This is a genomic window from Streptomyces thermodiastaticus, assembly GCF_014656135.1.
Classification (GTDB): Bacteria; Actinomycetota; Actinomycetes; order Streptomycetales; family Streptomycetaceae; genus Streptomyces; species Streptomyces thermodiastaticus.
On the sequence record NZ_BNBV01000006.1, the window covers coordinates 120376 to 145025 of the forward strand.

Sequence of the window (24650 nt, forward strand, 5' to 3'; positions counted from 1 at the left end):
ATCCTTCCTGGTGCGGTCAGCTGAGACCGACTCAGATGTCGAGGAAGCGCACGTCCTTGGCGTTGCGCTGGATGAACTGGCGGCGGGCCTCCACGTCCTCGCCCATCAGCACCGAGAACAGGTCGTCGGCCTGGGCGGCGTCGTCGAGAGTGACCTGGCCGAGCACCCGGTGGTCCGGGTCCATGGTGGTCACCCGCAGCTCCTCGGCGTTCATCTCGCCGAGACCCTTGAAGCGCTGGATCGAGTCCTCCTTGATCCGCTTGCCGCGCTGGCGGCCCAGCTCGATCAGCGCGTCGCGCTCGCGGTCGGAGTACGCGTACTCGACGTCCTCCCGGCCCCACTTGATCTTGTACAGCGGGGGGCGGGACAGGAACACGTGCCCGGCCTCCACCAGCGGCCGCATGAAGCGGAACAGGAAGGTCAGCAGCAGCGTGTTGATGTGCTGGCCGTCGACGTCGGCGTCCGCCATCAGGATGATCTTGTGGTAGCGGAGCTTGCCGATGTCGAAGTCCTCGTGCACACCGGTGCCGAACGCCGAGATCAGCGCCTGGATCTCCTGGTTCTGGAGGATCTTGTCGATGCGCGCCTTCTCGACATTGAGGATCTTGCCGCGGATCGGGAGGATCGCCTGGTACTGCGGGTTGCGGCCGGACTTGGCCGAGCCGCCGGCGGAGTCGCCCTCGACGATGAAGATCTCGCACTTGGACGGGTCGTTGGACTGGCAGTCCGCCAGCTTGCCGGGCAGCGACGCGGTCTCCAGCAGGCCCTTGCGGCGGGTCAGGTCGCGCGCCTTGCGGGCCGCGACGCGCGCGGTGGCCGCCTGGATGGCCTTGCGGACGATGTCGGCGGCCTCGTTCGGGTTGCGGTCGAGCCAGTCGGCGAGGTGCTCGTAGACCGCCTTCTGCACGAAGGTCTTGGCCTCCGTGTTGCCCAGCTTGGTCTTGGTCTGGCCCTCGAACTGCGGCTCGCTCAGCTTGACCGAGATGATCGCGGTCAGGCCCTCGCGGATGTCGTCACCGGTGAGGTTGTCGTCCCTCTCCCGCAGCAGCTTCCGGTCGCGCGCGTACTTGTTGATCAGCGAGGTCAGCGCGGCGCGGAAGCCCTCTTCGTGGGTACCGCCCTCGTGGGTGTGGATGATGTTGGCGAACGAGTACACGCCCTCGCTGTAGCCGTTGTTCCACTGCATCGCGACCTCGAGGGACAGGCTCTTGTCCTTGTCCACGGCCTCCAGGGCGATGATGGAGGGGTGCACCACCTCTCCCTTGCGGGAGTTGAGGTACTTCACGAAGTCGACGATGCCGCCCTCGTAGTGGTACGTGACCGACTTGACCTCGTCCTTCTGGTCGGCGCCCGCCTCGTCGGCGCCGCTCGTGGCCTTCGCCGACTCGCGCTCGTCGGTGAGCCGGATGGTCAGGCCCTTGTTGAGGAAGGCCATCTCCTGGAAACGCCGGGAGAGCGTCTCGAAGGAGTAGTCGGTGGTCTCGAAGATGTCCGGGTCGGCCCAGAAAGTGACGGAGGTGCCGGTCTCGTCCGTGGGCTCGTGGCGGGCCAGCGGGGCCGTCGGCACGCCCATCTTGTAGTCCTGCGTCCACCGGTAGCCGTCGGTCTTGACCTCGACGGACACCTTGGTCGACAGGGCGTTGACCACGGAGACGCCGACACCGTGCAGACCACCGGAGACCGCGTAGCCGCCGCCGCCGAACTTGCCGCCCGCGTGCAGCACGGTCAGCACGACCTCGACGGCCGGCTTGCCCTCGGAGGGGACGATGCCGACCGGGATGCCGCGGCCGTTGTCGATGACGCGGACGCCGCCGTCGGCCAGGATCGTCACGTCGATGGTGTCGGCGTGCCCGGCCAGGGCTTCGTCGACGGAGTTGTCGACCACCTCGTACACAAGGTGGTGCAGGCCGCGCTCACCGGTGGAGCCGATGTACATGCCGGGTCGCTTGCGGACCGCGTCCAGCCCCTCGAGGACGGTGATGGCGCTGGCGTCGTACGAAGCCGCGGTGCCGCCTGCTGGGGCGGAACCGCTGACGTCGGCGTCGGTGGACGGGATGTTCTCGTTGGGGTTGCCGGAATCGGCCACGAAGCGCCCTTTCTGGCACAGCCCGAGCCGAGCTCCTTCAGTGCCCCCTTTGGGGGAGAGTGCCGGAGCGGCTGCGGCATGGTGCGTTGGTCAGCCTTGATTCAGCGTTGCTCAGCTTTTCCCGGACGGTCCCCACGTTCGGGGCGGGATTGTCGTCCAGTCTACCGGTAGCGCCGACAGTGATGGGGGTTTGCGGGTCCCTGAGGCCGCATGTGCCGCCCTGAACCGGACTCGGGCGGGTCCCGATATGCGGATGGGGGTTCCAAGAGCCTCACAGCGGCACTCAGCGCTTCGAGCCGTCAACCCTTCGCTACCCACGGGTCAGGGGGTGTGCACACAGGCGTACGGACGGGTCGCGCACCGCACACGCGGGGGCACGCACAGCCCTTCGTCACGTTGTGATGTGAAGTGTGTCACCCATAGGTGTCGCCGGGGCCCGTGCTGCCCGGAGCGCGCAGCGGGCCGTGGCGCCGGGGGGCTCCGCCGGGGTTGAGCACACGGATCAGCCGCACCGTGCCGTGCCCGAGAGCCTCGTTGAGCCGGGCCACGAGCGAGGGGGCGAGCACCCGCAGCTGGGTCGCCCACGCCGTGGAGTCGCACTGGACGGTCAGCACCCGCTCGTCCTCGTCGTAGCGCTGCGGCACACAGTGCTTGGCCAGGTTCTCGCCGACGATCTGCGGCCAGCGCCCCATCACCCCGCCGACCGCGACGGGGGTCTCCCAGCCCCGCTCGGTGATCAGCCGGTTGATCGCCGCGCTCAGCGCCATCGGTTCGCGGCCGTCGGTGCGCACGGCCGAACGCCATCCGCCTCGCCGCGTCCGCCGCTGCGCCCGGGCGGCCTGGCCTCGTGCCTGGGCCGCCTCCTTCGCCGCGCGCAGCGCCACCCGCGCCAGGTCGACGCCGGAGGGCGCGGACGGCTGCGCGCCGGGCGGCGGGGACTGCCGGGGCACGGGGGCCGGTCCGCGCCGGCCCGCCGGATCCGCCTCGCCGCTCATACCCGCTCCACCGTCCCGCCGGACACCGCGAATCTGCTGCCGGCCAGCATCCGCGGCACGTCGTCGTCGACCGCCGCGGTCACCAGCACCTGTTCGCCGGGCGCGACCAGCTCGGCGAGCCGCTCGCGGCGCCGGGCGTCCAGCTCGGCGAAGACGTCGTCGAGGATCAGCACCGGCTCGTTGCCCTCGGCGCGCAGCAGGTCGTACGAGGCCAGCCGCAGTGCCAGGGCGAACGACCAGGACTCGCCGTGGGAGGCGTAGCCCTTGGCGGGCAGCCGGCCGAGCTTGAGCACCAGGTCGTCGCGGTGCGGGCCGACGAGCGTGACGCCCCGTTCGATCTCCTGCTTGCGGACGTCCGCGAGCGCGGCCATCAGCTGGGCGTACAGGTCCTCGCGGGTGTGCGCCTCGCCGGGGGCGGACGGCTTGTACTCCAGCGCGACCGGGCCGCCCTGCGGGGCCAGCTGGTCGTAGGCCTTGCCGGCCAGCGGCTGGAGCGCGGTGATCAGGTCCAGGCGCTGGGCGAGCAGTTCGGCGCCCGCCCGGGCCAGGTGCTGGTCCCAGACGTCCAGCGTGGACAGATCCAGCGTGCGGCCGCCGTGCCGGCGGGCCAGCGCCGCGGTCTTCAACAGGGTGTTCCGCTGTTTGAGGACGCGTTCGTAGTCGGCCCTCACGCCCGCCATACGCGGAGAGCGGGCCGTGATCAGCTCGTCCAGGAAACGGCGCCGCTCGCCCGGGTCGCCCTTGACCAGGGCGAGGTCCTCGGGCGCGAACAGCACGGTCCGCACGATGCCCAGCACATCGCGCGGTCTGCCCTGCACGGAGCGGTTGACGCGGGCGCGGTTGGCCTTGCCCGGGTTGAGTTCCAGTTCGACCAGCTGCTGCCGGTCGCCCTGCCTCACCTGCGCCCGGATCACCGCCCGCTCGGCTCCCACGCGGACCAGGGGGGCGTCGGAGGCGACCCGGTGGCTGCCGAGGGTGGCGAGATAGCCGACGGCCTCGACGAGGTTGGTCTTTCCCTGGCCGTTGGGGCCGACGAAGGCGGTGACGCCCGGGCCGAGCGGGACCTCGGCCCGGGCATAGGAACGGAAGTCGGCCAGCGACAGATGCGTCACATGCATGGCGTGTGCCGACCTCCTTGCGCGTCGTGGACCGTGCCGCACGGTCCGGTGGGACTGCTTGCCTGTGACGGCGGAGCCGCTCAGGCCTTCTTCTCGACGGCGTGGCCGCCGAACTGGTTGCGCAGCGCCGCGATCATCTTCATCTGCGGCGAGTCCTCCTGGCGGGAGGAGAAACGCGCGAACAGCGAGGCGGTGATCGCCGGCAGCGGCACGGCGTTGTCGATGGCGGCCTCCACCGTCCACCGGCCCTCGCCGGAGTCCTGTGCGTAGCCGCGCAGGGCGTCGAGGTGCTCGTCCTCGTCGAGGGCGTTGACCGCGAGGTCGAGCAGCCAGGAGCGGATGACGGTGCCGCGCTGCCAGGAGCGGAAGATCTCCCGGACGTTGTCCACGGAGTCGACCTTCTCCAGCAGCTCCCAGCCCTCGGCGTAAGCCTGCATCATCGCGTACTCGATGCCGTTGTGGACCATCTTCGCGAAGTGGCCCGCGCCGACCTTGCCGGCGTGCACCGAACCGAATTCGCCCTCCGGCTTGAGCGCGTCGAAGACCGGCTGCACCTTGGCGATGTGCTCGGCGTCGCCGCCGTACATGAGGGCGTAGCCGTTCTCCAGGCCCCACACACCGCCGGAGACGCCGCAGTCCACGAAGCCTATGCCCTTGGCGGCCAGCTGCTCGGCGTGCTTCTCGTCGTCGGTCCAGCGGGAGTTGCCGCCGTCGACGACCACATCGCCGGGCTCCAGCAGCTCGGCGAGTTCGTCGATGGTCGACTGGGTCGGGGCACCGGCCGGCACCATCACCCAGACGACGCGCGGGCCCTGCAGCTTGTCCACCAGTTCCTTGAGGCTGTGGACGTCCGCGAGGTCCGGGTTGCGGTCGTATCCGATGACGGTGTGGCCCGCGCGGCGGATCCGCTCGCGCATGTTGCCGCCCATCTTGCCGAGGCCGACGAGACCGAGCTCCATCAGTTGTGTTCCTTAGTGGTGTCCGACGTGGCGTGAGGGCACATTCGTACCCGCGTCCGAGCCTAAACCCGGATCTTCACGCACATCCGTGGGCATAGGCGCTCAAACGCACGCGCCTGAGGCCGCCGCGCGGTGGCCTCACCGAGGATGAGGACCACCGCCTCGCAGGGCTCAGCCGCTCAGCCGCACCGGCATGATCAGGTACTTGTACGACTCGTCCGCCTCGGCGTCCACCGCGGGCTTGCCGCCCAGCAGCGCCGGCTTGGTGGAGGTGGTGAAGGACAGCTGGGCCACCGGGGAGTCGATGGCGCTCAGGCCGTCCAGCAGGAACGTCGGGTTGAAGGCGATCGAGATGTCGTCGCCGTCCAGCTGGGCGTCGATCCGCTCCACAGCCTGTGCGTCGTCGCTGCTTCCGGCCTCCAGCACCAGCACTCCCTGCTCGAAGCTCAGCCGCACCGGGGTGTTGCGCTCCGCGACCAGGGACACGCGCTTGACGGCCTCGACGAACGGAGCGGTCTCGATGGTGGCCACCGAGTTGAACTCCGTCGGGAACAGCGTGCGGTACTTCGGCAGGTCGCCCTCGAGCAGGCGGGTGGTCGTCCGGCGCCCGGAGCCCTCGAAACCGATCAGGCCCTCGCCGGCGCCCGAGCCGGACAGCGCGAGCGTGACGCTGTCCCCGCTGGTCAGCGACTTGGCGGTGTCCAGCAGGGTCTTCGCCGGGACCAGGGCGACCGCGGAGGCGTCCGGGTTCTCCGGCTTCCACAGGAACTCACGGACCGCGAAGCGGTAGCGGTCGGTGGAGGCCAGCGTCACGGTGTCGCCCTCGATCTCGATGCGGACACCGGTCAGGACGGGAAGCGTGTCGTCCCGGCCGGCCGCGATCGCGACCTGCTGCACCGCGGAGGAGAAGACCTCGCCGGGGACGGTGCCCGTGGCGTTCGGCATCTGCGGCAGAGCCGGGTACTCCTCCACCGGCAGGGTGTGGAGGGTGAACCGCGAGGAGCCGCAGACCACGGTCGCCCGCACCCCGTCGGTGGAGATCTCCACCGGGCGGTTGGGCAGCGCGCGGGAGATGTCGGCGAGCAGGCGGCCGGAGACCAGGACCGTGCCCTCCTCCTCGACCTCGGCCTCCACCGACACGCGCGCGGAGACCTCGTAGTCGAAGCTGGACAGGCTCAGCTGGCCGTCCTCGGCCTTGAGCAGCAGGCCGGCGAGGACAGGCGCCGGCGGACGGGCCGGGAGGCTGCGTGCCGCCCAGGCCACTGCCTCCGCGAGTACGTCGCGTTCCACCCGGATCTTCACCGTAAGCCGCCTCCTGCTGCTGTTGCCTGCGGGTGCTCCTGAGTCCTGTGCGGTGTCACCGCCCCACGGGACGGGAAGGACTCCGGGGACCAGTCTGACGTACCGCACCGACAGTAGGTGCCCGTCGCGGTCAGCTCGTCGCCCGGGGCAGCCGGGCTCGCGACGGACGGTTGTGCACAGGGCCCACTTCGAAACGAATTCGCGCTCTCTACTCGTCGGACGTAGTAGTAGGCCCTGTGGATACCGTGGATAACCACGTTTCCGCAGGTTGACGCCCTGATTTTGTCCACGGACCCTGTGGGCGTCCGGCGTGGACAACTCGGGGGCTCTGTGGAGAACAGAAAGTTCTGCACATCCCACCCACAGGCCGAGGCCAGTTCTCCCCAGCTGCGTCCCCAGATTCGCGCCCGTTTCCCACACCCCGGTCCGGCAACCCCGTGTGACGCCTTTCACTCGACGCAGTGAGCGGGGGCGGTGCCTTGCCGAACAGTGGACAGGGGTGTGGAGAAGACGCCGATCGCTGGGGACAACCGCCCACAACCTGTGGGTCACCGGTGGACAACGTGCGGCACGGTCTGTGGACCGATCCTTCGTCCACAGCCTGTGGACGGTGTTCGTCCACGAGTCCACAGGGCCGTGAGCTGGGAGGACGACTCTCGCACAGCACAGATGTGGACGCCGATCGGGACAACGTCCCGGTCCCCAGCGTGTGGACGGAAAAAAGTCGCCGAATCTGTGGAGAAGAACCGTAACCAGGCCGGTAATCGAACAGCGGGGCCGGCCGGGCCTGTTGGCACGCTCGGCTCCCCGGCGGCCCCGGACCGTGTGCTGGGGAGACTGCGGACCGTGTGCTGGGGGACTGTGGGGTGCTGGCCGGCCGGTTCCCGGACCGCGAGACGAGGGCTTGCCCGGTGCTGCCGGCCGCTTCCCGGGCTGTGCGGCCGACCGCCTGCGGGCCGCTGCTGGACGGCAGTTGTCCAGCAGCCGTCCGGTGGCTGCCGGACCGTGTCCGTGGCCCGCCTGCGAGACGTGCTCCCGGCCCGTTCCAGGGAAGGGGCCCGGAAGGCGTGACGGGCTGGCTGTGCTGTCCCGGAACGTGGCTTCCCGCGGCACCGCTCCTGCCGGCCCAGGCATGCGTGAAGGGCGCCCGCGGGATCGCTCCCGGGGCGCCCTTCACGTGCGCTGCAGCGGTCGTCAGCCGTTCTTGATCCGGTTGGTCAGCTCGGTGACCTGGTTGTAGATGGAGCGCCGCTCGGCCATCAGCGCGCGGATCTTGCGGTCGGCGTGCATGACGGTCGTGTGGTCGCGGCCGCCGAACTGGGCGCCGATCTTCGGCAGGGACAGGTCGGTCAGCTCCCGGCACAGGTACATCGCGATCTGCCGTGCCGTGACCAGCGCACGCCCGCGCGAGGTGCCGCACAGGTCCTCCACCGTCAGCCCGAAGTAGTCGGCGGTGGCGGCCATGATGGCAGTCGCCGTGATCTCCGGGGCGGTGTCCTCCCCGCCGGGGATCAGGTCCTTCAGGACGATCTCCGTCAGGCCCAGGTCCACCGGCTGCCTGTTCAGCGACGCGAACGCCGTGACCCGGATCAGCGCGCCCTCCAGCTCGCGGATGTTGCGCGAGATGCGGGAGGCGATGAACTCCAGCACCTCCGGCGGGGCGTTCAGCTGCTCCTGCACCGCCTTCTTGCGCAGGATCGCGATGCGCGTCTCCAGCTCCGGCGGCTGGACGTCGGTGATCAGTCCCCACTCGAAGCGGTTGCGCAGCCGGTCCTCCAGCGTGACCAGCTGCTTGGGCGGCCGGTCGCTGCTGAGCACGATCTGCTTGTTGGCGTTGTGCAGGGTGTTGAACGTGTGGAAGAACTCCTCCTGCGTCGACTCCTTGTCCGCCAGGAACTGGATGTCGTCGACGAGCAGGATGTCCATCTCGCGGTAGCGCTTGCGGAAGCTGTCGCCCTTGCCGTCGCGGATGGAGTTGATGAACTCGTTGGTGAACTCCTCCGAGCTGACGTACCGCACCCGCGTGCCCGGGTACAGGCTGCGCGCGTAGTGCCCGATGGCGTGCAGCAGGTGCGTCTTGCCGAGCCCGGACTCGCCGTAGATGAACAGCGGGTTGTACGCCTTCGCCGGGGCCTCGGCGACGGCGACCGCGGCCGCGTGCGCGAACCGGTTGGAGGCGCCGATGACGAACGTGTCGAACAGGTACTTCGGGTTCAGCCGCGCCGTCGGCTCGCCGGGATGGCCGCCCGAGGACGGCTGACCGCCCGACGGGCCGCGGACACCCGTGTCGGACGCGGCCGGACCCGTCCGGTGCACGGGCCCCGAGCCGGCGGACGGCTCGCGGCGCCCCGGCTCGTGCTGCTCGTAGTCGCGTGCGTCGTAGTCCCGCTGGTCGAACTCGCCGCGTGCGGAGTCGTAGTCCGCGCGCGACGGGTCGTACGACGCGCGGTCCACCGGACGCGCACGGTAGTCCTGCGGTGCCGCGGAGTAGGAGTCCGCGGCACCGTAGCCGTCACGGGAGCCGTACGGCGGCTCCTGCGCGGGCACGGCGTACGGGTCGCGCTCGGGGTAGCCGAGCCGCCGCTGTTGCCAGCCGTAGTCGTCCTGGCCGTGGCGCGGCCAGGCACCGGGCTCGGTGCGGTGGTACTCGGAGTAGTCGGTGTACTCCGCGGGGTAGGCCGGGCGGGCGGTGGGCAGCGAGTCGCCGTCGGACGGGCCGGTGCGCGGCGGCGGCAGCTGGTCGCCGGGCGCGCCCGGGTGCTGGTCGGCGCGGGAGGGGCGCGGGCTGTCGGACAGGTGGTCCGCACGGTGCCGGCCGTAGCCCTCGTAGCCGCCCTGACCGGTGGGCAGCTCCTGCTCCTCGTAGCGCGGCGCAGGGGTCGGCGAGACGGGCGGGCGGGATTCGCCCACGGAGCTGTCGACGGTGATCGCGATCCGGATCGGCCGGCCGCACTCCCGGGTCAGGGTCTCGCTGACGACCGGGGCGAGGCGGCCTTCGAGCACGCCCTTGGCGAACTCGTTCGGCACGGCGAGCAGGGCGGTGTCCGCGACCAGCGCCAGCGGCTGGCAACGGCGGATCCAGTGTTCGTCCTTCGCCTCGACGCCCTGTCCGCGGCCCTCCCCGAGGAGCTGCTCCAGTACTCGCGGCCACACTGCGGCAAGATCGGCGGGTACGTCAGCCACAGGGCACGCTCTCTCACGGGTCCCACGAACGTGTGGTTCGGGACGGGTCGGGATGTAAACGGGGGACAGGAACGAATGGGAGTCCAGCCACGGTAGTCAGGCCGGTGGGTGCGGTTCAAGTTGTTGTCCCCAGCCTGTGGACAAGCCGGTCGCGAGCCGGGCTGGTTTGACCGGACGGCGCGAGCGCGCGTACCGTAACCAGGTCGAGTTGTCGATGGCTGCTGCCGCCTGCCTCCGAAGGGCACGGATCACGTCAGGTGATCGGGAAGCGGTGCACTCGGGCGTCACTGCGAGCTACTCGTGGGCGCACGGTGACAGCCAGGACGGCACCCCGCCACTACCGAATTTTTTCTGGAGCCCCCGAGTGAGCAAGCGCACCTTCCAGCCGAACAACCGTCGTCGCGCGAAGACCCACGGCTTCCGGCTGCGTATGCGCACCCGTGCCGGCCGCGCGATTCTCGCGTCCCGCCGTAGCAAGGGTCGCGCCCGTCTGTCCGCCTGATCCCGGTCAGGTCATGACGTCGTGCTGCCCACCGAGAACCGGCTGAGGCGGCGCGAAGACTTCGCGACCGCTGTACGACGAGGGCGCCGGGCAGGCCGCCCGCTCCTCGTCGTCCACCTTTTTCGCGGTGCCACGGACCCGCACGCGCCTGGGGAGAGCGCTCCTAGGCCGCGTGCGGGTTTCGTCGTGAGCAAGGCCGTGGGTGGTGCGGTCGTGCGCAATACCGTGAAGCGCAGACTTCGCCATCTGATGCGTGACCGGATCGGTCAGCTTCCCCCCGGTAGCCTGGTAGTCGTACGAGCGCTGCCCGGGGCGGGTGACGCCGATCACGCACAGCTGGCCCGAGATCTGGATGCCGCCCTTCGACGACTGCTGGGAGGGGGCGCGCGATGAAGTACCCGCTGCTGGCGCTGATCAAGCTGTACCAGTGGACCATCAGCCCGTTGCTCGGGCCGGTGTGCAAGTACTACCCGTCGTGTTCCCACTACGGCTACACAGCCATCGACCGGCATGGTGCGATCAAGGGCACGGCGCTGACCGCCTGGCGCATCCTGCGGTGCAACCCGTGGTCGCTGGGCGGCGTGGACCATGTTCCGCCGCGCAAGCGTCCGCGGTGGCACGAACTGCTGCGCGACGCCTGGCGCGCACGCAAGGGCGGGCCCTCCGCCGCCGAAACGGCCACCGGCGGACTCGTTCCGTCGAGCCCGGCCGCGAAGACCTCGTCCCATGCCCAAGGAGCATGATTAGTGGACACGATTGCCAGCCTCTTCAGTTTCATCACCTGGCCCGTCTCCTGGATCATCGTCCAGTTCCACAAGGTGTACGGCGCGATCTTCGGTGCCGACACGGGGTGGGCGTGGGGCCTGTCCATCGTGTCCCTGGTGATCCTCATCCGCATCTGCCTGATCCCGCTCTTCGTGAAGCAGATCAAGGCGACGCGCGCGATGCAGACGCTCCAGCCGGAGATGAAGAAGATCCAGGAGCGCTACAAGAACGACCGGCAGCGTCAGTCCGAAGAGATGATGAAGCTGTACAAGGAGACGGGCACCAACCCGCTCTCCTCGTGCCTTCCCATCCTGGCGCAGTCGCCGTTCTTCTTCGCCCTGTACCACGTGCTCAGCGCGATCGCGACCGGCAAGACCATCGGTGTCATCAACGAGCCGCTGCTCGCCAGCGCCCGTAACGCGCACATCGTCGGCGCCCCGCTGGCCGCGAAGTTCATGGACAGCTCCGACAAGGTCGCGGCGCTCGGCGCCTCGCTGACCGACGTCCGGATCGTCACCGCGGTCATGATCGTGCTGATGTCGGCCTCGCAGTTCTTCACGCAGCGGCAGCTGATGACGAAGAACGTCGACACCACGGTGAAGACGCCGTTCATGCAGCAGCAGAAGATGCTGATGTACATCTTCCCGGTCATGTTCGCCGTCTTCGGCATCAACTTCCCGGTCGGTGTCCTCGTCTACTGGCTGACCACCAACGTGTGGACCATGGGCCAGCAGATGTACGTCATCCACAACAACCCGACCCCGGGTTCCAAGGCCCAGGCCGCCTACCTGGAGCGTCTGTACAAGCACGTCACGCATCACGGCAAGACCCGCAACCGGCGTGAGCGTGCGATCGTCAAGGCGATCGTCGCCAAGGGCCGCGACCGCAACGAGTTCGAGCGCAAGTTCATCAATGGGCTGAACAAGGCCGGCCTGGCGGCGCAGGCCGACGGCACCGTGGTCAAGAGCGACGCGGCCGTCGTCGCCCAGGCCGAGGACGGTGCGACCACGACCACGACCGCGCCCCGGCGCCAGCAGCCCAAGCGGCTGACCAAGGCCCAGCGCCAGGCGGGCGGTCCCAAGGCCGCCGACAGCGAGTCCGCGGCATCCGCCACGGCCACGTCCGACCGGCCACAGGACGCCGCGAAGCCCGCAGCCGGCAAGGCCGCCCAGAAGCCCGGGAACGGTGCCCGCAGCAAGGCCCAGGCCGGGCAGCGCAGCAGGGCCCAGTCCGGCCAGCGCAAGGGCCCGCAGCGGCCGAAGTCCCCGTCCAAGAAGTAAGAAGGAGCCCATCCCGTGACGGAAGGCACCACCTCCGCCGCTGCCGTGGATGCAGACACCCTGACCCGCCTGGAGCAGGAGGGCGACATCGCGGCGGACTACCTCGAGGGTCTGCTGGACATCGCCGATCTCGACGGCGACATCGACATGGACGTCGAGGGCGACCGTGCCTCCGTGTCGATCATCAGCGACACGGGCAGCCGCGACCTGCAGAAGCTGGTCGGCCGGGACGGCGAGGTGCTGGAGGCGCTGCAGGAGCTGACGCGGCTGGCCGTGCACCGGGAGACCGGTGAACGCAGCCGCCTGATGCTGGACATCGCCGGCTACCGCGCCCGCAAGCGGGCCGAGCTGTCCGAGCTGGGCGCCAAGGTCGCGGCCGAGGTCAAGAGCACCGGCGAGGCCGTGCGGCTGAAGCCGATGACTCCGTTCGAGCGCAAGGTGGTGCACGACGCGGTCAAGGCCGCGGGTCTGCGCAGCGAGTCCGAGGGCGAGGAGCCGCAGCGCTTCGTCGTCGTGCTCCCCGCCTGAGCGGTACCCCCAGTCTCTTCGGCCCCGTCTGTAGCGCAGGCGGGGCCGAAACGTTCTCATCAGCTTGATAGTTCTGACGGTCGGCGCGGATGCGCTGATGCGGTACGGAAGGACGGTCCCCGTGACGGAGGCAGCTGAGCTTCCCCCTGCGCCCGAGCAGGCACGCGACGTATTCGGTGAGCGCTTCGCGGACGCGGTCCGGTACGCCGAGCTGCTGGCCGAGGCAGGAGTGCAGCGAGGGCTCATCGGCCCGCGGGAGGTGCCGCGGCTATGGGAGCGGCACCTGCTGAACTGCGCCGTGCTCTCCGAGGTGGTGCCCGAGGGGGTGACGGTGTGCGACGTGGGTTCCGGCGCCGGCCTGCCGGGCATTCCCCTGGCCCTGGTCCGGGACGACCTGAAGATCACCCTCCTGGAGCCGCTGCTGCGCCGCACCAACTTCCTCACCGAGGTCGTCGAGCTGCTCGGACTCGACCATGTGACCGTGGTGCGGGGCCGGGCCGAGGAAGTCCTGGGCAAGCTGCCGCCGGTGCATGTGGTGACCGCCCGTGCCGTCGCGCCGCTGGACCGGCTGGCCACCTGGGGCATTCCCCTGCTGCGCCCGTACGGCGAGATGCTCGCGCTCAAGGGCGACACGGCCGAGCAGGAACTCAAGAGTGCCGCCACCGCGCTGAGCAAGCTCGGTGCGGTGGAGACGTCCATCCTGCATGTGGGCGAGGGTGTGGTGGAGCCACTGTCCACCGTGGTGCGTGTCGAGGTCGGTGAGAGCCCTGGCGGTGTGCGCTTTGCGGCCAAGCGGGCGAAGGCCGCCCGGACGGGCCGCGCCCGGCGCCGTCGCTGAAACCCGCATCGGCGGCTCCTACTCCACATAAGCTGCCGAACTCGGGCATCACGGAGTGTCGCGACAGTTCGGCCACGGCCGCTGTGCATCGTGTTTCACGTGAAACGTCGCTCATTGCTGCACGGCATCATCAACCGTGGCCGCGCTGCGGCCCAACCGCGTGACCGTAGGCCTCTCGGTTCACCGGGAGAGGGAACGCGGTTGTCCACAGAGTCGGTTTTCTCCACAGAACGACAGGCCTCACTGGTTCGCGACCCGGAAGGCGTGGGAGGCTCTGTCTGTCCCGAGCCTGAAGTCGAGGAGAGTGAATCCTTGCGGTCCGACGCCAACATCGCGGGACCGATGACCGATCCGGTCCCTGGTCCCCGTACCGAGTCGACGGGGGAGAACGTTTCACGTGAAACACCGCCCCCGATGGACGACACTCCGATCGGCCGAGCTGCCCAACTGGCGGTCGAGGCTCTGGGCCGCGCCGGCGAGGGGCTCCCACGACCGGACCGAACGCGCATCATCGTGGTCGCCAACCAGAAGGGCGGCGTCGGCAAGACGACGACCACCGTCAATCTCGCCGCATCGCTGGCCCTGCACGGCAATCGTGTGCTGGTCATCGACCTCGACCCGCAGGGCAACGCGTCCACCGCACTGGGCATCGACCACCACGCCGAAGTGCCGTCGATCTACGACGTGTTGGTGGACAGCAAGCCGCTGGCCGAGGTCGTCCAGCCCGTCAGGGATGTGGAGGGCCTCTTCTGCGCCCCCGCCACGATCGACCTCGCCGGTGCGGAGATCGAGCTGGTGTCCCTGGTGGCACGGGAGAGTCGCCTGCAGCGAGCGATCCACTCCTACGAGCAGCCGCTGGACTACATCTTCATCGACTGCCCACCGTCGCTGGGGCTTCTGACGGTCAATGCACTGGTGGCCGGACAGGAAGTTCTCATCCCTATCCAGTGCGAGTACTACGCCCTGGAGGGCTTGGGGCAACTGCTGCGCAACGTCGAGCTGGTACGGGGCCACCTCAACCCCACACTCCATGTGTCGACCATTCTGCTCACCATGTACGACGGCCGGACCCGGCTGGCGGCCCAGGTGGCGGAAGAGGTGCGCGGCCACTTCGGTGACGAGGTGCTGCGGACGAGCATTCCGCGCTCCGTCCGTATCTCCGAGGCGCCCAGCTACGGGCAGACGGTGTTGACTTACGATCCAGGATCAAGTGGCGCTCTCTCCTATCTGGAGGCGGCGCGAGAAATCGCGCTGAGGGGTGTGGGGGTCAGCTATGACCACGCTCACCTCGGCGCACCGAGCGAATCGAACATGGTGGAGGGGATGCAGTGAGCGAGCGACGGAGGGGGTTGGGCCGTGGTCTGGGCGCACTGATCCCTCCTGCCCCAACCGGGGAGAAGGCGGCGGCTCAGGCGGCTCTGGGGGGTGCGGCCACCACCTCGCCCGCAGGTCCGCTACTGACCGCAGAGCGCAGTGACCGTGGGGTGGCCGCGGCCAAGGTGGCCGGGCTGGCGCCGGTTTCACGTGAAACAGGAAGCAGTGCCGCGGGCATCCCGGCGCCTCCGATGGGGGCCCACTTCGCCGAGATCCCCCTCGATCAGATCACGGCCAACCCGCGCCAGCCCCGCAAGGTCTTCGACGAGGAGCCGCTGGCCGAGCTGGTCACCTCGGTCAAGGAAGTCGGTCTTCTTCAGCCCGTGGTCGTACGGCAGCTCGGGGCGGAGCGCTACGAGCTCATCATGGGTGAGCGCCGCTGGCGGGCCTGCCGCGAGGCGGGGTTCGAGAAGATCCCGGCGATCGTACGGGCCACCGACGACGACAAGATGCTGCTGGACGCCCTGCTGGAGAATCTCCACCGGGCCCAGCTGAATCCGCTGGAAGAGGCGGCCGCCTACGACCAGCTGCTGAAGGACTTCAACTGCACCCATGACCAGTTGGCCGACCGCATCGGCCGTTCCCGCCCGCAGGTCTCGAACACCCTGCGTTTGCTGAAGCTGCCGCCGGCGGTGCAGAGCCGGGTTGCTGCCGGTGTACTGTCCGCCGGTCATGCCCGGGCACTGCTGGCCGTGGACGACCCGGAGGAGCAGGACCGGCTGGCCCGCCGGATCGTGGCGGAAGGGCTCTCGGTCCGGGCCGTCGAGGAGATCGTCCAGCTGATGGGAGCCGGGCCGCAGAAGACCTCGCGCACCAAGCGGCCGCGTGCCGGTGCCCGGGTCTCCCCGGCCCTGGCGGAGCTCGCGACCCGGCTCTCCGATCGCTTCGACACCCGGGTGAAGGTCGACCTGGGGCAGAAGAAGGGCAAGATCACCGTCGAGTTCGCGTCCATGGAGGACCTGGAGCGCATCCTCAGCACGCTGGCTCCGGGAGAAGGGCCGGTGCTGCAGAAGAGCCTCGCGGAGGGCGCTGCGGAGGAGACGGGCGCCTGAGACCTGCACGAGCGTGAGGCCCCGGCTCGGGGTGGGCCACGACGCTCGGCCGTTGCGGGCCGTGTTCCGGTGTGTACGGGACACGGCCCGCTCTGTGCTGTGAGACGGTATCGAGGGCGTCGCATCCGTGGTTACGATGCGATCGAGTCTGCTTTTCCCGCATTTTCGGCCGATGGCCGTTCGTGACGTTGCAGGCGAAGGAAGCGAGGAACAGCCTCCATGGGCCGCAAGCTCCTACCGCTCACACTCGACAACCTTCAGGACCTGCCCAAGCGCTGTCGCGCGTGCGTCTTCTGGGAACTCGACCCGGTCAGTGGTGAGGCCGCGGTGAAGGCGGGCACGCCCGCCCTGGAGAAGGAGGCCTGGATCTCGGCCGTTCTGCTGGACTGGGGGTCCTGCGGCCGGGTCGTCTATGTGGACGATGTTCCTGTGGGCTTCGTGCTCTACGCTCCCCCTGCGTATGTACCGCGGTCCACGGCGTTCCCTACGAGTCCGGTGTCCCCAGATGCGGTGCTGCTGATGACCGGGTTCATCATGCCGGGCTACCAGGGGCAGGGACTGGGGCGTGTCATGGTCCAGACGGTCGCCAAGGATCTGCTGCGCAGAGGCTTCAAGGCGATCGAGGCGTTCGGGGACGCACGGTGGACGGAGCCCGCGTGTGTGCTGCCGGCCGATCATCTGCTGGCGGTGGGGTTCAAGACCGTCCGGCATCATCCCGTCCATCCGCGGCTGCGGCTGGAACTGCGGTCGACTCTCTCCTGGAAGGAAGACGTGGAGATGGCGATCGATCGGCTGCTGGGGGCGGTGCAGAAGGAACCGGCGCTCCGCCCTCTCTGACCGGTGCGGCGCCCCTGTGAGGGGGCGACCGAGAAGAGCTGCGGCTTGCGGCGTCCGGACAGCAGAAGGGGCTGGCCCCAGCGGGCCAGCCCCTTCATGTTTCACGTGAAACACGCGCCGTCGACTACGACGGCGTGCGCCGTCACTCGGAGATGAACTCCTCCAGGTCGCGGAGAAGGGCAGCCTTCGGCTTGGCACCGACGATGGTCTTGGCGACCTCGCCCTTCTGGTAGACGTTCAGCGTCGGGATCGACATGACGCCGTACTTCGCGGCCGTGGCCGGGTTCTCGTCGATGTTGAGCTTGACGACCTCGATCTTGTCGCCGTGCTCGGTGGCGATCTGCTCCAGGGACGGTGCGATCTGGCGGCAGGGACCGCACCAAGCGGCCCAGAAGTCCACCAGGACGGGCTTGTCGCTCTTGAGGACGTCCTCCTCGAAGGAGGCGTCGGTCACGTTCTTCAGGGTGCCTGCCACGGCGGGCTCCTTCTTTGATTCGGGCGGTGGGGTGGAAGAGAGTCTCAGACGGTGGTCTTCTCGGGCTCGGCCTGCTGCTCGGTGTCCGCGAGAGCGGCAAGGAAGCGCTCGGCGTCGAGAGCAGCGGAGCAACCGGTGCCAGCCGCGGTGATGGCCTGCCGGTAGGTGTGGTCGACGACGTCTCCGGCGGCGAAGACGCCGGTGAGGTTGGTACGCGTGGACGGGGAAGCGACCTTCAGGTAGCCCTCCTCGTCGAGGTCGAGCTGCCCCTTGAAGAGCTCGGTCCGCGGGTCGTGGCCGATCGCGATGAACAGGCCGGTCACCGCCAGATCCGTCAGCTCCCCGGTCTTGACGTTGCGCAGCTTCAGCCCGGACAGCTTCTGCTCGCCCTGGATCTCGGCGACCTCGCTGTCCCAGATGAACTTGATCTTCGGGTCGGCGAAGGCGCGCTCCTGCATCGCCTTGGAGGCGCGCAGGGTGTCCCGGCGGTGGATGATCGTCACGGACTTGGCGAACCGGGAGAGGAAGGTGGCCTCCTCCATCGCGGTGTCGCCACCGCCGACCACGGCGATGTCCTGGTCCTTGAAGAAGAAGCCGTCACAGGTGGCGCACCAGGAGACACCGCGGCCCGACAGGGCGTCCTCGTTCGGCAGACCGAGCTTGCGGTACTGCGAGCCGGTGGCGACGATGACCGCCTTCGCCCGGTGCACCGTGCCGGAGGTGTCCGTGACCGTCTTGATCTCACCGGTCAGGTCGACGGAGACGATGTCGTCCGGAACGAGTTCGGCACCGAAGCGCTCGGCCTGGGCACGCATGTTGTCCATGAGCTCGGGACCCATGATGCCGTCGCGGAAGCCCGGGAAGTTCTCCACCTCGGTGGTGTTCATCAGGGCACCACCGGCGGTGACGGCTCCCTCGAACACCAGCGGCTTCAGGGACGCGCGCGCGGTGTAGAGCGCCGCCGTGTAGCCGGCGGGCCCGGAGCCGATGATGATCACGTTACGGACGTCGCTCACGGCTTGATTCCTCGTCTCTGGACGGTGTCCTACGGCCGGGAGAGCCTTGCTTGTTGACTCTCACCCCACCCAACGGATCCTAAGGGGCCTGCATTCCCGGCGTGCCCGGACGCACCGGGAGACCACGGGGCCACCGGCGGAGCGGTAGGGAGGCGACGCGGGCAGCCGGCCCCCGAGACGGGCGCGGCACGGGTGCGGGGAGTGGCCGACGGGCGCGGTCGGCACCGCTCCCCCGGCTGAGCACACCTCGGCGGGCGTTCATGGGCCGGGCGTGCTCAGCGCCGGGGATGGTCCGTGGGCCGGGCGTGCTCAGCGCCGGGGATAGGAGTGGGACAGCAGCACCGTGGCCCGGGCCGAGGGCTGCCGCACACAGGTCGCGTCGACGACGAAGGCGGTGACGCGGGTGGCATCGCCGGAGGGGTCGGGCAGGACGACGAGATAGGCGTCCTTGCCGGCATAGGTCCCCCTCTCGGCGGCGAGTGGGCTGTCGGGGGTGCGGATGCCCTGCAGGACGCATGCCGGGACCGAGGCCGTCGGGGCGCTCTTCAGCACATTCGGGTGACCGGTTCCGGCAGCCCCTCCGGCGTCGGAGGACGCGCCGAACCCGTGCGGGGCCTGGGTGGTGCCGTGTGTCTGCTCAGCCGGGCCGAGCAGCCTCGCCACCTGCTGCTGGAGCGTTCCTTCGGAGAACGTGTCCGCGGAGGTGCTGGGCCGGTCCTGTGCCGTGGTGTGGGACTTCCTGTCGTCCTGGAGGGCGGCCAGCAGGGCGGAGGCGACCACCACGGCTGCCGCCGTGCAGGCGGTGGCGAGCATGCCGAACCTGCGCCGGGCGCCGGGCGTGCGGGACGTGCGGCCCGGCCCGGTGCCGGCGCCGGTGGCACGGCCGGCCGGGCGGTGAGCCTCCGGACGGGGCGCGGGGCGGTCTGCCGCCGGGCGGGCCGCCGCCGTTTCACGTGAAACATGCACGCCGTCCTCACGGCCGTCGGCCGTGCGCTCGGCGGCGAGGGCGGCGTCGATCCGGGCCGCGACGTCGTCGGGCATGCCCTCGGGCTCCGGAGCGGAGCCCAGCAGACTCCGGATCTCCTCCAGCGAGGCATGGACGTCTGCACATGCGGTGCAGGCGTCCAGATGCCGGCGCAGTTCCTGAGCACGGTCAGGCGCCACGAGGCCCTCGGAGAGATCGGCGATCTCCGTGACGTCCGGGTGGCCTGCCGTGTCCGCCGTGGATGTCACGCTCGCCCACCTCCGCCCTTCGCAGCAGCTGGATCGTTCGGTCCCGGGTCCGGGGGTCCCAGGGCTGGTGCCGGCCCGGCGCGCCGGGGACCTGCAGATGGGACGGGTGGTCCCGGCACCCGGTTCCCTTCCGCGCCCGGTTTCCCCGGTGCACCCCGGCTCCCGGGCCGCAGATGGCCGAGGAGCGGCAGGAGTCTGGCCCTGCCCCGGGCGCAGCGGCTCTTCACCGTACCGACGGGAACGCCGAGGATCCGGGCGGCCTCGGCGACGGGATAGCCCTGCATGTCGACCAGCACCAGGGCGGCTCGCTGGTCGGGCGGGAGGGTGGCCAGCGCCTTCACGAGCTGCCGCTGCACATCGTTGCGCTCGGCGGGCGCGGACGCCGACTCGTGCGGCTCCAGCAGGTGCTCCAGACGCTCGGTGTCGTCCACCGGAGCGGTCTTCCGTGAGGCCGCCTTGCGGGCCCGGTCCAGGCAGGCGTTGACCGTGATCCGGTGCAGCCAGGTGGTGACCGCGGACTGTCCCCGGAAGGTGTGAGCGGCCCGGTAGGCGGAGACCAGGGCGTCCTGCACGGCGTCGGCGGCCTCCTCCCGGTCGCCCAGGGTCCGCAGGGCGACCGCCCAGAGACGGTCACGGTGGCGGCGTACCAGCTCACCGAAGGCGTCGGGGTCACCCGCGACATGGCGGGTCAGGAGGTCCTGGTCGCTCATGCCGCCGTAGGCGGTGCCGTCCGCCATCGCACCCCTCCCCCCGGTGACGGTCAGTTCGTGAACGTCACTTCGGTGATGGCCTGCTTGTAGCCGGCATCGGAGTACGCGCTCGGGTCCTCACCCGAGTACGGCACGGCCGTGAGCCAGACCAGGACGTACCTCGTCTTCACCGGCTTGGTGACCTGGATGCTCGCCGACTTCCCGTTCGTCGTGACGCTGCCGATCTTCTGCATCGCCTCCAGGGACGGAGGCGTCAGGGAGTCGGCGGAGTACAGCTCGACGGTGGTGTGATCGCCGTTGTACCGCAGACCGATGGTCGCCGCGTCGACGTTCTTGGCCGAGCCGAGGTCGTAGACGATGCCCACGCCCGGCTTGTACGGCGCGAGCGTCGGGCCGTCGATGAACGTGTTGGTCTTCCAGTAGGTCGAGCTGTTGCCGTCGTAGGTCTTGCCCACATCACCGGGGTGCTGGGCTTCTCCCTTGGCGACGAACTCCTGCGCCCCCTGGATGGCGAGGGGGACCTGCTTGTGCTGGTCGTTCTTCTTGTCGCCGCCGTCCTGTGTCTGCGACTGGTTGTCCTTGTCCGGTCTGCCGCCGTGATCCATCAGGGCCTCGGCCAGCTGCCAGCTGCCCAGGCCCAGGGCGGCGATGAGGAGGGCGGAGACGGCCCACTTCAGGGCCTTGCCGGTGCGGCTCTGCAGCGGGGGCGGCGGGGCCGGGACCGGCGCCGCGACACCGGGCCGGGCCGTCGGACCGCCGTAGGTGCCCTGCTGGTGCGAGGTGCTCTGGTACTCCGGAGGCGCGGTGAACGCGGGCTCCGGAGGGCGGATGCGCGGCATCTCGCCGATCGCCTTCACCAGCTCCTCCGGCGTGGTGCACGGAGACTCGTGGCGGGAGGCGGTCGCGCCGTCGTTGGCGAGGGCGCGCATGGCCAGTTCGGACAGCCCGCGGTGGACGCCGGCGCGCACCTGGTCGGGGGGAAGGAGGCCGACGTCCTTGGGCAGGCCGGACAGACCGTAGGCGTCGGTCTCGTACGGCCAGCGCTGGGTCAGTGCCGCGTACAGCAGGGCGCCGATGGCCTCGGTGTCGGTGCGCTGCGGGGTGTCGGAGCTGATGCCGCGCAGCGCGGCGTTCACGGCGAGGCCGCGGATGCGCCACTGGCCCGTGGAGGTGCGCAGGACCGCGTTGGGGTTGAGCCGCAGATGGGCGAGACCCTCGCGGTGGGCGGCGGCCATGGCGGCGGCGACCTGGCTCACCATCTGGTAGGCGTCGTACGGTTCCAGCGGACCCGCGGACAGCAGCGTGGTCAGCTCGGTGGCGTCGGGCAGCCATTCATGGACCACGTAGACCAGGTCGTTCTCCTCGACGGCGTCGAGGACCTGGACGAAGCGAGGGTCGCCGAGCAGCGCGGAGGAACGGGCGGCGGCCAGCACGGAGCGGGCGCGTGCGTGGTCCGCGGGCAGCACGTGCACACCGACGGCGCGGCGGAGCTTCTCGTCGACGGCACGCCAGCTGCTGAAGCCCTCCAGACGGGTGACGCACTCCTCCAGCCGGTAGCGTCTGGCGAGCTTGTGGCCGCTGTGCAGCTCGGGCGGGGTGGTCTTCCGGCCGGCAGCCCGGCTGCCGCCGCTGCCCTGCTCGTCGTCGTTGTCCGTGCCCCGCTTCCGGTTCTGGGCCACACCGTCGGCCGTGGCCTGGTCCGCCTCCGCGGTCAGCGGCTTGTCACCGCTGGTTTCTGCCACGTCGACGGCAGCCGTGCTCCGTTCCGCCACCGTCGCTCCTGCCTCCCCAAGATCGCGTTCCCGCGCGCTGTCCGACGCCGAGACCAATTGTGCCCACAGTCCGCTGCTATGCACGACACGCAGCAACGGAGGAAGGTTGTGCACCTACCCCCGTCTCAACGGCCCAGCCGTCCGCGGACCATGCCCACGAGCGAGTTCAGTTCCTCGATGCGCATACGGCGGGCGGCGAGGAAGAAGATCCCGAACAGCACGACGCCGCCGGCGAGCAGCTCGGCGAACGAGGCGATCACACCCTGCCCCAGCGTGTGGTTGATGCCGTAGCAGGCGGCGCCGCTGAGCGCGGCCGCCGGCACGGAGGCGATGCACAGCCGTGCGTACGTCCGGGTCACGCGCGCACCGTCGAGGTCGCCGCCGAGCCGCTTGCGCAGCCGGGCCCAGGCGACGCCCACGCCGATGGCGTAGGCGACCCCGTAGGAGAAGGCCATGCCGATGACCGCCCAGCGGGCCGGGAGCAGCAGGTAGCACAGGGCCGAGGCACCCGCGTTGACCGCGGCGATGATGACCGTGTTGTAGAACGGCGTCCGGGTGTCCTCGTAGGCGTAGAAGGCGCGCAGCACGACGTACTGCACGGAGTAGGGGATGAGGCCGAGGCCGAAGGCCATCAGCATGTAGCCCATATTGACGGCCTCGCCGGTGCCCGAGGTGCCGAAGATCAGCGTGCAGATGGGGACACCGAGCGCGACGAACCCGAAGGCGACGGGCACGATCGCGACGGCCGTGGTGCGCAGGCCCTGGGAGATGTCGTCGCGGACGGCGCCGGCGTCGCCCTCGTGGGCGGAGCGGGAGATCCGCGGCAGCAGGGCCGCCATCAGGGAGACGGTGATGATCGCCTGCGGCAGACCCCAGATCAGCTGGGCGTTGGCGTAGGCGGCGTAGCCCGTGCCGTCCACGGGCGAGTTCGTGGCCGCCGCCGTGGACAGCCGGGTCACCACGATGTTGCCGGCCTGGTTGGCGAGCACGAACAGCAGCGTCCACTTGGCCAGGGCCGCGGCCTTGCCGATCCCGTGCCCCCGCCAGTCGAAGCGCAGCCGCAGACGGAAGCCGGTCTCCCGCAGGTACGGGAACATGGCCAGGGCCTGGACGACCAGGCCCAGCAGGATGCCGACGCCCAGCAGCCGCTGGCCCTCCGGCGGGATGTTCGACACCTTCATCCCGGAGTCCGCGGCGCTGCCGTAGACCCAGATGAACATGCCGAGCGTGACGATGATGACGATGTTGTTGAGGACGGGGGTCCACATCATCGCGCCGAAGCGGCCCCGGGCGTTGAGGATCTGCCCCATCACCACATGGATGCCCATGAAGAAGATCGAGGGCATGAAGTAGCGGACGAAGGTGATGCCGACCTGGTTGGCGGACGGATCACCGGCCACGGACGGGGAGAGCAGCCTCACCAGCAGCGGCGCCGCCACGACCGCGAGGACGGTGAGCCCGCCCAGCACCACCATGACCAGGGTCAGCAGCCGGTTGGCGTAGGCCTCGCCGCCGTCGTCGTCGTCCTTCATCGCCCGGACGAGCTGGGGCACGAACACGGAGTTCAGGCCGCCGCCGACGGTCAGGATGTAGATCATCGTCGGCAGCTGGTAGGCGACCTGGAAGGTGTCGCCGAGCAGACCCACACCGAGCGCGGAGACGATCATCGCCGACCGGACGAAACCGGTCACGCGGGAGACCAGCGTGCCGGCCGCCATCACGGCACTCGACTTCAGCAGCCCCGCGGCCTTGCCGCTCTTCTTCGCCGGCGCGGGCGCGGGCTCGTCGGTCGCCACGGACGCCGCTGCCGTGGTCTCGGCTCCCCCGCCGCCGGGAGCGTACGGGCCTGCCGCCTGCTGACCGGCCGCCGGGGCCGGTCCGGCACCGGCGTAAGCCGCACCCGCCTGTAGCGAGGAGCCGTAGCCGTGCGCGGCGGCCGGCTGGTAGCCGGCCTGGCGGGGGTCGTAGCCGTAGGGCTGCCCGGGGTTCTGGTAGCCGCTCGGCACGCCCTGCGTACCCGAGCCGTACCGGGGGTCCGCGTAGCCGTCCGGCTGAGCCGCCGCGGGACTGTCCTGCTGCGCCGGCCCGGAAGAGGGGAAGCCGCCCTGGCGGGAGTCCTGATAGGCGCCCTGCTGGTCCCGGTAGAGGTTGGCGAAGGCGTCCGGCTGGTGCTGCGCCTCGCCGGAGTGGCTGACGAGATCGTCCACGCCCACGAACTGGGTGGTGCGCGGGTCGTCCCCGTACGGCAGGTACTGGGTGGCCGCGGACGGCTCCGGGGGCGGGGTACGGGCCCACACCCGCGGATCGGGTGCATGGGGAGACTGCGGCGGCGGGTCGTACAGCGGCTGCTGCGCGGGGTACGCGCCGGGGGCCGGCGGCGGGTGCGCGGCACGGTCGTACAGGGCCTCGCCGACCGGGTCCTGTGCGGTCAGGTCCTGCGCCCGGTAGGGGTCCTCGCCCAGGGCGTCCTGGACGTACGCGTCCGCCGGGGGCTGCGGCGCCTGGCCGTTCCCGGGCTGCGGCGCCGCATCGGGGTAGCCCTGGCTGCCCACGGCCCGGCCGCGGTCACCGTCGTACGGCGCGTTCATGCTTACCCCACCTCATCGTCCCGGGCCGCTGCGGCCA

General features: G+C 70.0%; 21 protein-coding genes. 9 read left to right on the forward strand and 12 right to left on the reverse strand.

All coding sequences use genetic code 11. The annotated features are described in order from the left end of the window. Nucleotides 1-31: 31 nt before the first annotated feature. From gyrB to dnaA, 6 genes are all read right to left on the reverse strand, one after another. Entirely contained in the window at nucleotides 32-2086 is a 2055-nt protein-coding gene (gyrB, locus tag IE286_RS08455; RefSeq protein ID WP_189795998.1) for a DNA topoisomerase (ATP-hydrolyzing) subunit B, read from the reverse strand. A gap of 413 nt (nucleotides 2087-2499) precedes the next feature. After that, nucleotides 2500-3081 (reverse strand): DciA family protein, encoded by a 582-nt coding sequence (locus IE286_RS08460; protein ID WP_189795999.1) that lies wholly within the window; start codon nucleotides 3079-3081, stop codon nucleotides 2500-2502. After that, nucleotides 3078-4199 carry a DNA replication/repair protein RecF gene (recF, locus tag IE286_RS08465; RefSeq protein ID WP_189796000.1) on the reverse strand — a complete coding sequence of 374 codons (1122 nt, stop codon included), beginning with the start codon at nucleotides 4197-4199 and terminating at the stop codon, nucleotides 3078-3080. The genes IE286_RS08460 and recF overlap by 4 nt, the downstream gene beginning before the upstream one ends. Nucleotides 4200-4279: 80 nt before the next feature. Next, a complete protein-coding gene (gene gnd / locus IE286_RS08470) occupies nucleotides 4280-5158 on the reverse strand; it encodes a phosphogluconate dehydrogenase (NAD(+)-dependent, decarboxylating) (protein WP_189796001.1) in 879 nt (292 codons plus the stop codon). Between the two features lie 171 nt (nucleotides 5159-5329). Beyond that, nucleotides 5330-6460, reverse strand: a complete 1131-nt coding sequence (gene dnaN / locus IE286_RS08475; protein ID WP_189796002.1) for a DNA polymerase III subunit beta — start codon at nucleotides 6458-6460, stop codon at nucleotides 5330-5332. Between the two features lie 1194 nt (nucleotides 6461-7654). Next, nucleotides 7655-9643 carry a chromosomal replication initiator protein DnaA gene (dnaA, locus tag IE286_RS08480; protein WP_189796003.1) on the reverse strand — a complete coding sequence of 663 codons (1989 nt, stop codon included), beginning with the start codon at nucleotides 9641-9643 and terminating at the stop codon, nucleotides 7655-7657. Nucleotides 9644-10007: 364 nt separating this feature from the next. On the opposite strand from dnaA, the gene rpmH reads away from it, so the two are divergent. From rpmH to IE286_RS08525, 9 genes are all read left to right on the forward strand, one after another. After that, nucleotides 10008-10145, forward strand: a complete 138-nt coding sequence (gene rpmH, locus IE286_RS08485; protein WP_003956500.1) for a 50S ribosomal protein L34 — start codon at nucleotides 10008-10010, stop codon at nucleotides 10143-10145. A gap of 21 nt (nucleotides 10146-10166) precedes the next feature. Further along, nucleotides 10167-10538 carry a ribonuclease P protein component gene (gene rnpA, locus IE286_RS08490; RefSeq protein WP_189796004.1) on the forward strand — a complete coding sequence of 124 codons (372 nt, stop codon included), beginning with the start codon at nucleotides 10167-10169 and terminating at the stop codon, nucleotides 10536-10538. Further along, nucleotides 10535-10888, forward strand: a complete 354-nt coding sequence (gene yidD, locus IE286_RS08495) for a membrane protein insertion efficiency factor YidD (protein ID WP_189796005.1) — start codon at nucleotides 10535-10537, stop codon at nucleotides 10886-10888. The genes rnpA and yidD overlap by 4 nt, the downstream gene beginning before the upstream one ends. Before the next feature lie 3 nt (nucleotides 10889-10891). Then, the gene (gene yidC / locus IE286_RS08500) at nucleotides 10892-12190 is read left to right on the forward strand and encodes a membrane protein insertase YidC (RefSeq protein ID WP_189796006.1); all 1299 of its coding nucleotides are present in this window, start codon (nucleotides 10892-10894) and stop codon (nucleotides 12188-12190) included. A 15-nt stretch (nucleotides 12191-12205) separates the two neighbouring features. After that, entirely contained in the window at nucleotides 12206-12718 is a 513-nt protein-coding gene (locus tag IE286_RS08505) for a Jag family protein (RefSeq protein WP_189796007.1), read from the forward strand. 121 nt (nucleotides 12719-12839) lie between these two features. Then, complete coding sequence (rsmG, locus tag IE286_RS08510) at nucleotides 12840-13556, forward strand: 16S rRNA (guanine(527)-N(7))-methyltransferase RsmG (protein ID WP_189796008.1); 717 nt, start codon at nucleotides 12840-12842, stop codon at nucleotides 13554-13556. A 264-nt stretch (nucleotides 13557-13820) separates the two neighbouring features. Then, nucleotides 13821-14888, forward strand: a complete 1068-nt coding sequence (locus IE286_RS08515) for a ParA family protein (RefSeq protein ID WP_189796094.1) — start codon at nucleotides 13821-13823, stop codon at nucleotides 14886-14888. Further along, entirely contained in the window at nucleotides 14885-15982 is a 1098-nt protein-coding gene (locus IE286_RS08520) for a ParB/RepB/Spo0J family partition protein (protein WP_189796009.1), read from the forward strand. The genes IE286_RS08515 and IE286_RS08520 overlap by 4 nt, the downstream gene beginning before the upstream one ends. A 219-nt stretch (nucleotides 15983-16201) precedes the next feature. Continuing rightward, nucleotides 16202-16819 carry a GNAT family N-acetyltransferase gene (locus tag IE286_RS08525; RefSeq protein ID WP_189796010.1) on the forward strand — a complete coding sequence of 206 codons (618 nt, stop codon included), beginning with the start codon at nucleotides 16202-16204 and terminating at the stop codon, nucleotides 16817-16819. 142 nt (nucleotides 16820-16961) lie between these two features. Here the strand turns inward: IE286_RS08525 and trxA are convergent, their stop codons facing one another. From trxA to murJ, 6 genes are all read right to left on the reverse strand, one after another. Further along, entirely contained in the window at nucleotides 16962-17294 is a 333-nt protein-coding gene (trxA, locus tag IE286_RS08530; protein WP_189796011.1) for a thioredoxin, read from the reverse strand. Between the two features lie 44 nt (nucleotides 17295-17338). Then, on the reverse strand, nucleotides 17339-18310 hold the full coding sequence (gene trxB, locus IE286_RS08535; protein ID WP_189796012.1) for a thioredoxin-disulfide reductase: 972 nt from the start codon (nucleotides 18308-18310) through the stop codon (nucleotides 17339-17341). 309 nt (nucleotides 18311-18619) lie between these two features. After that, nucleotides 18620-19543, reverse strand: coding sequence for an anti-sigma factor family protein (locus IE286_RS08540; protein WP_189796013.1), 924 nt, complete (start codon nucleotides 19541-19543; stop codon nucleotides 18620-18622). Then, complete coding sequence (sigM, locus tag IE286_RS08545; RefSeq protein ID WP_189796014.1) at nucleotides 19540-20280, reverse strand: RNA polymerase sigma factor SigM; 741 nt, start codon at nucleotides 20278-20280, stop codon at nucleotides 19540-19542. Before sigM ends, IE286_RS08540 begins: the two co-directional genes overlap by 4 nt. Nucleotides 20281-20303: 23 nt before the next feature. Next, nucleotides 20304-22025, reverse strand: a complete 1722-nt coding sequence (locus tag IE286_RS08550) for a protein kinase family protein (RefSeq protein WP_189796015.1) — start codon at nucleotides 22023-22025, stop codon at nucleotides 20304-20306. A gap of 125 nt (nucleotides 22026-22150) precedes the next feature. Then, nucleotides 22151-24613, reverse strand: coding sequence for a murein biosynthesis integral membrane protein MurJ (gene murJ / locus IE286_RS08555; protein ID WP_189796016.1), 2463 nt, complete (start codon nucleotides 24611-24613; stop codon nucleotides 22151-22153). Nucleotides 24614-24650 lie beyond the last annotated feature (37 nt).

Coding starts and splice junctions, on each gene's coding strand:
- sigM (WP_189796014.1), bottom strand. CDS start 20,280: ATGGCGGACGGCACCGCCTACGGCGGCATGAGCGACCAGGACCTCCTG.
- recF (WP_189796000.1), bottom strand. CDS start 4,199: ATGCATGTGACGCATCTGTCGCTGGCCGACTTCCGTTCCTATGCCCGG.
- IE286_RS08525 (WP_189796010.1), top strand. CDS start 16,202: ATGGGCCGCAAGCTCCTACCGCTCACACTCGACAACCTTCAGGACCTG.
- yidD (WP_189796005.1), top strand. CDS start 10,535: ATGAAGTACCCGCTGCTGGCGCTGATCAAGCTGTACCAGTGGACCATC.
- murJ (WP_189796016.1), bottom strand. CDS start 24,613: ATGAACGCGCCGTACGACGGTGACCGCGGCCGGGCCGTGGGCAGCCAG.
- IE286_RS08460 (WP_189795999.1), bottom strand. CDS start 3,081: ATGAGCGGCGAGGCGGATCCGGCGGGCCGGCGCGGACCGGCCCCCGTG.
- gnd (WP_189796001.1), bottom strand. CDS start 5,158: ATGGAGCTCGGTCTCGTCGGCCTCGGCAAGATGGGCGGCAACATGCGC.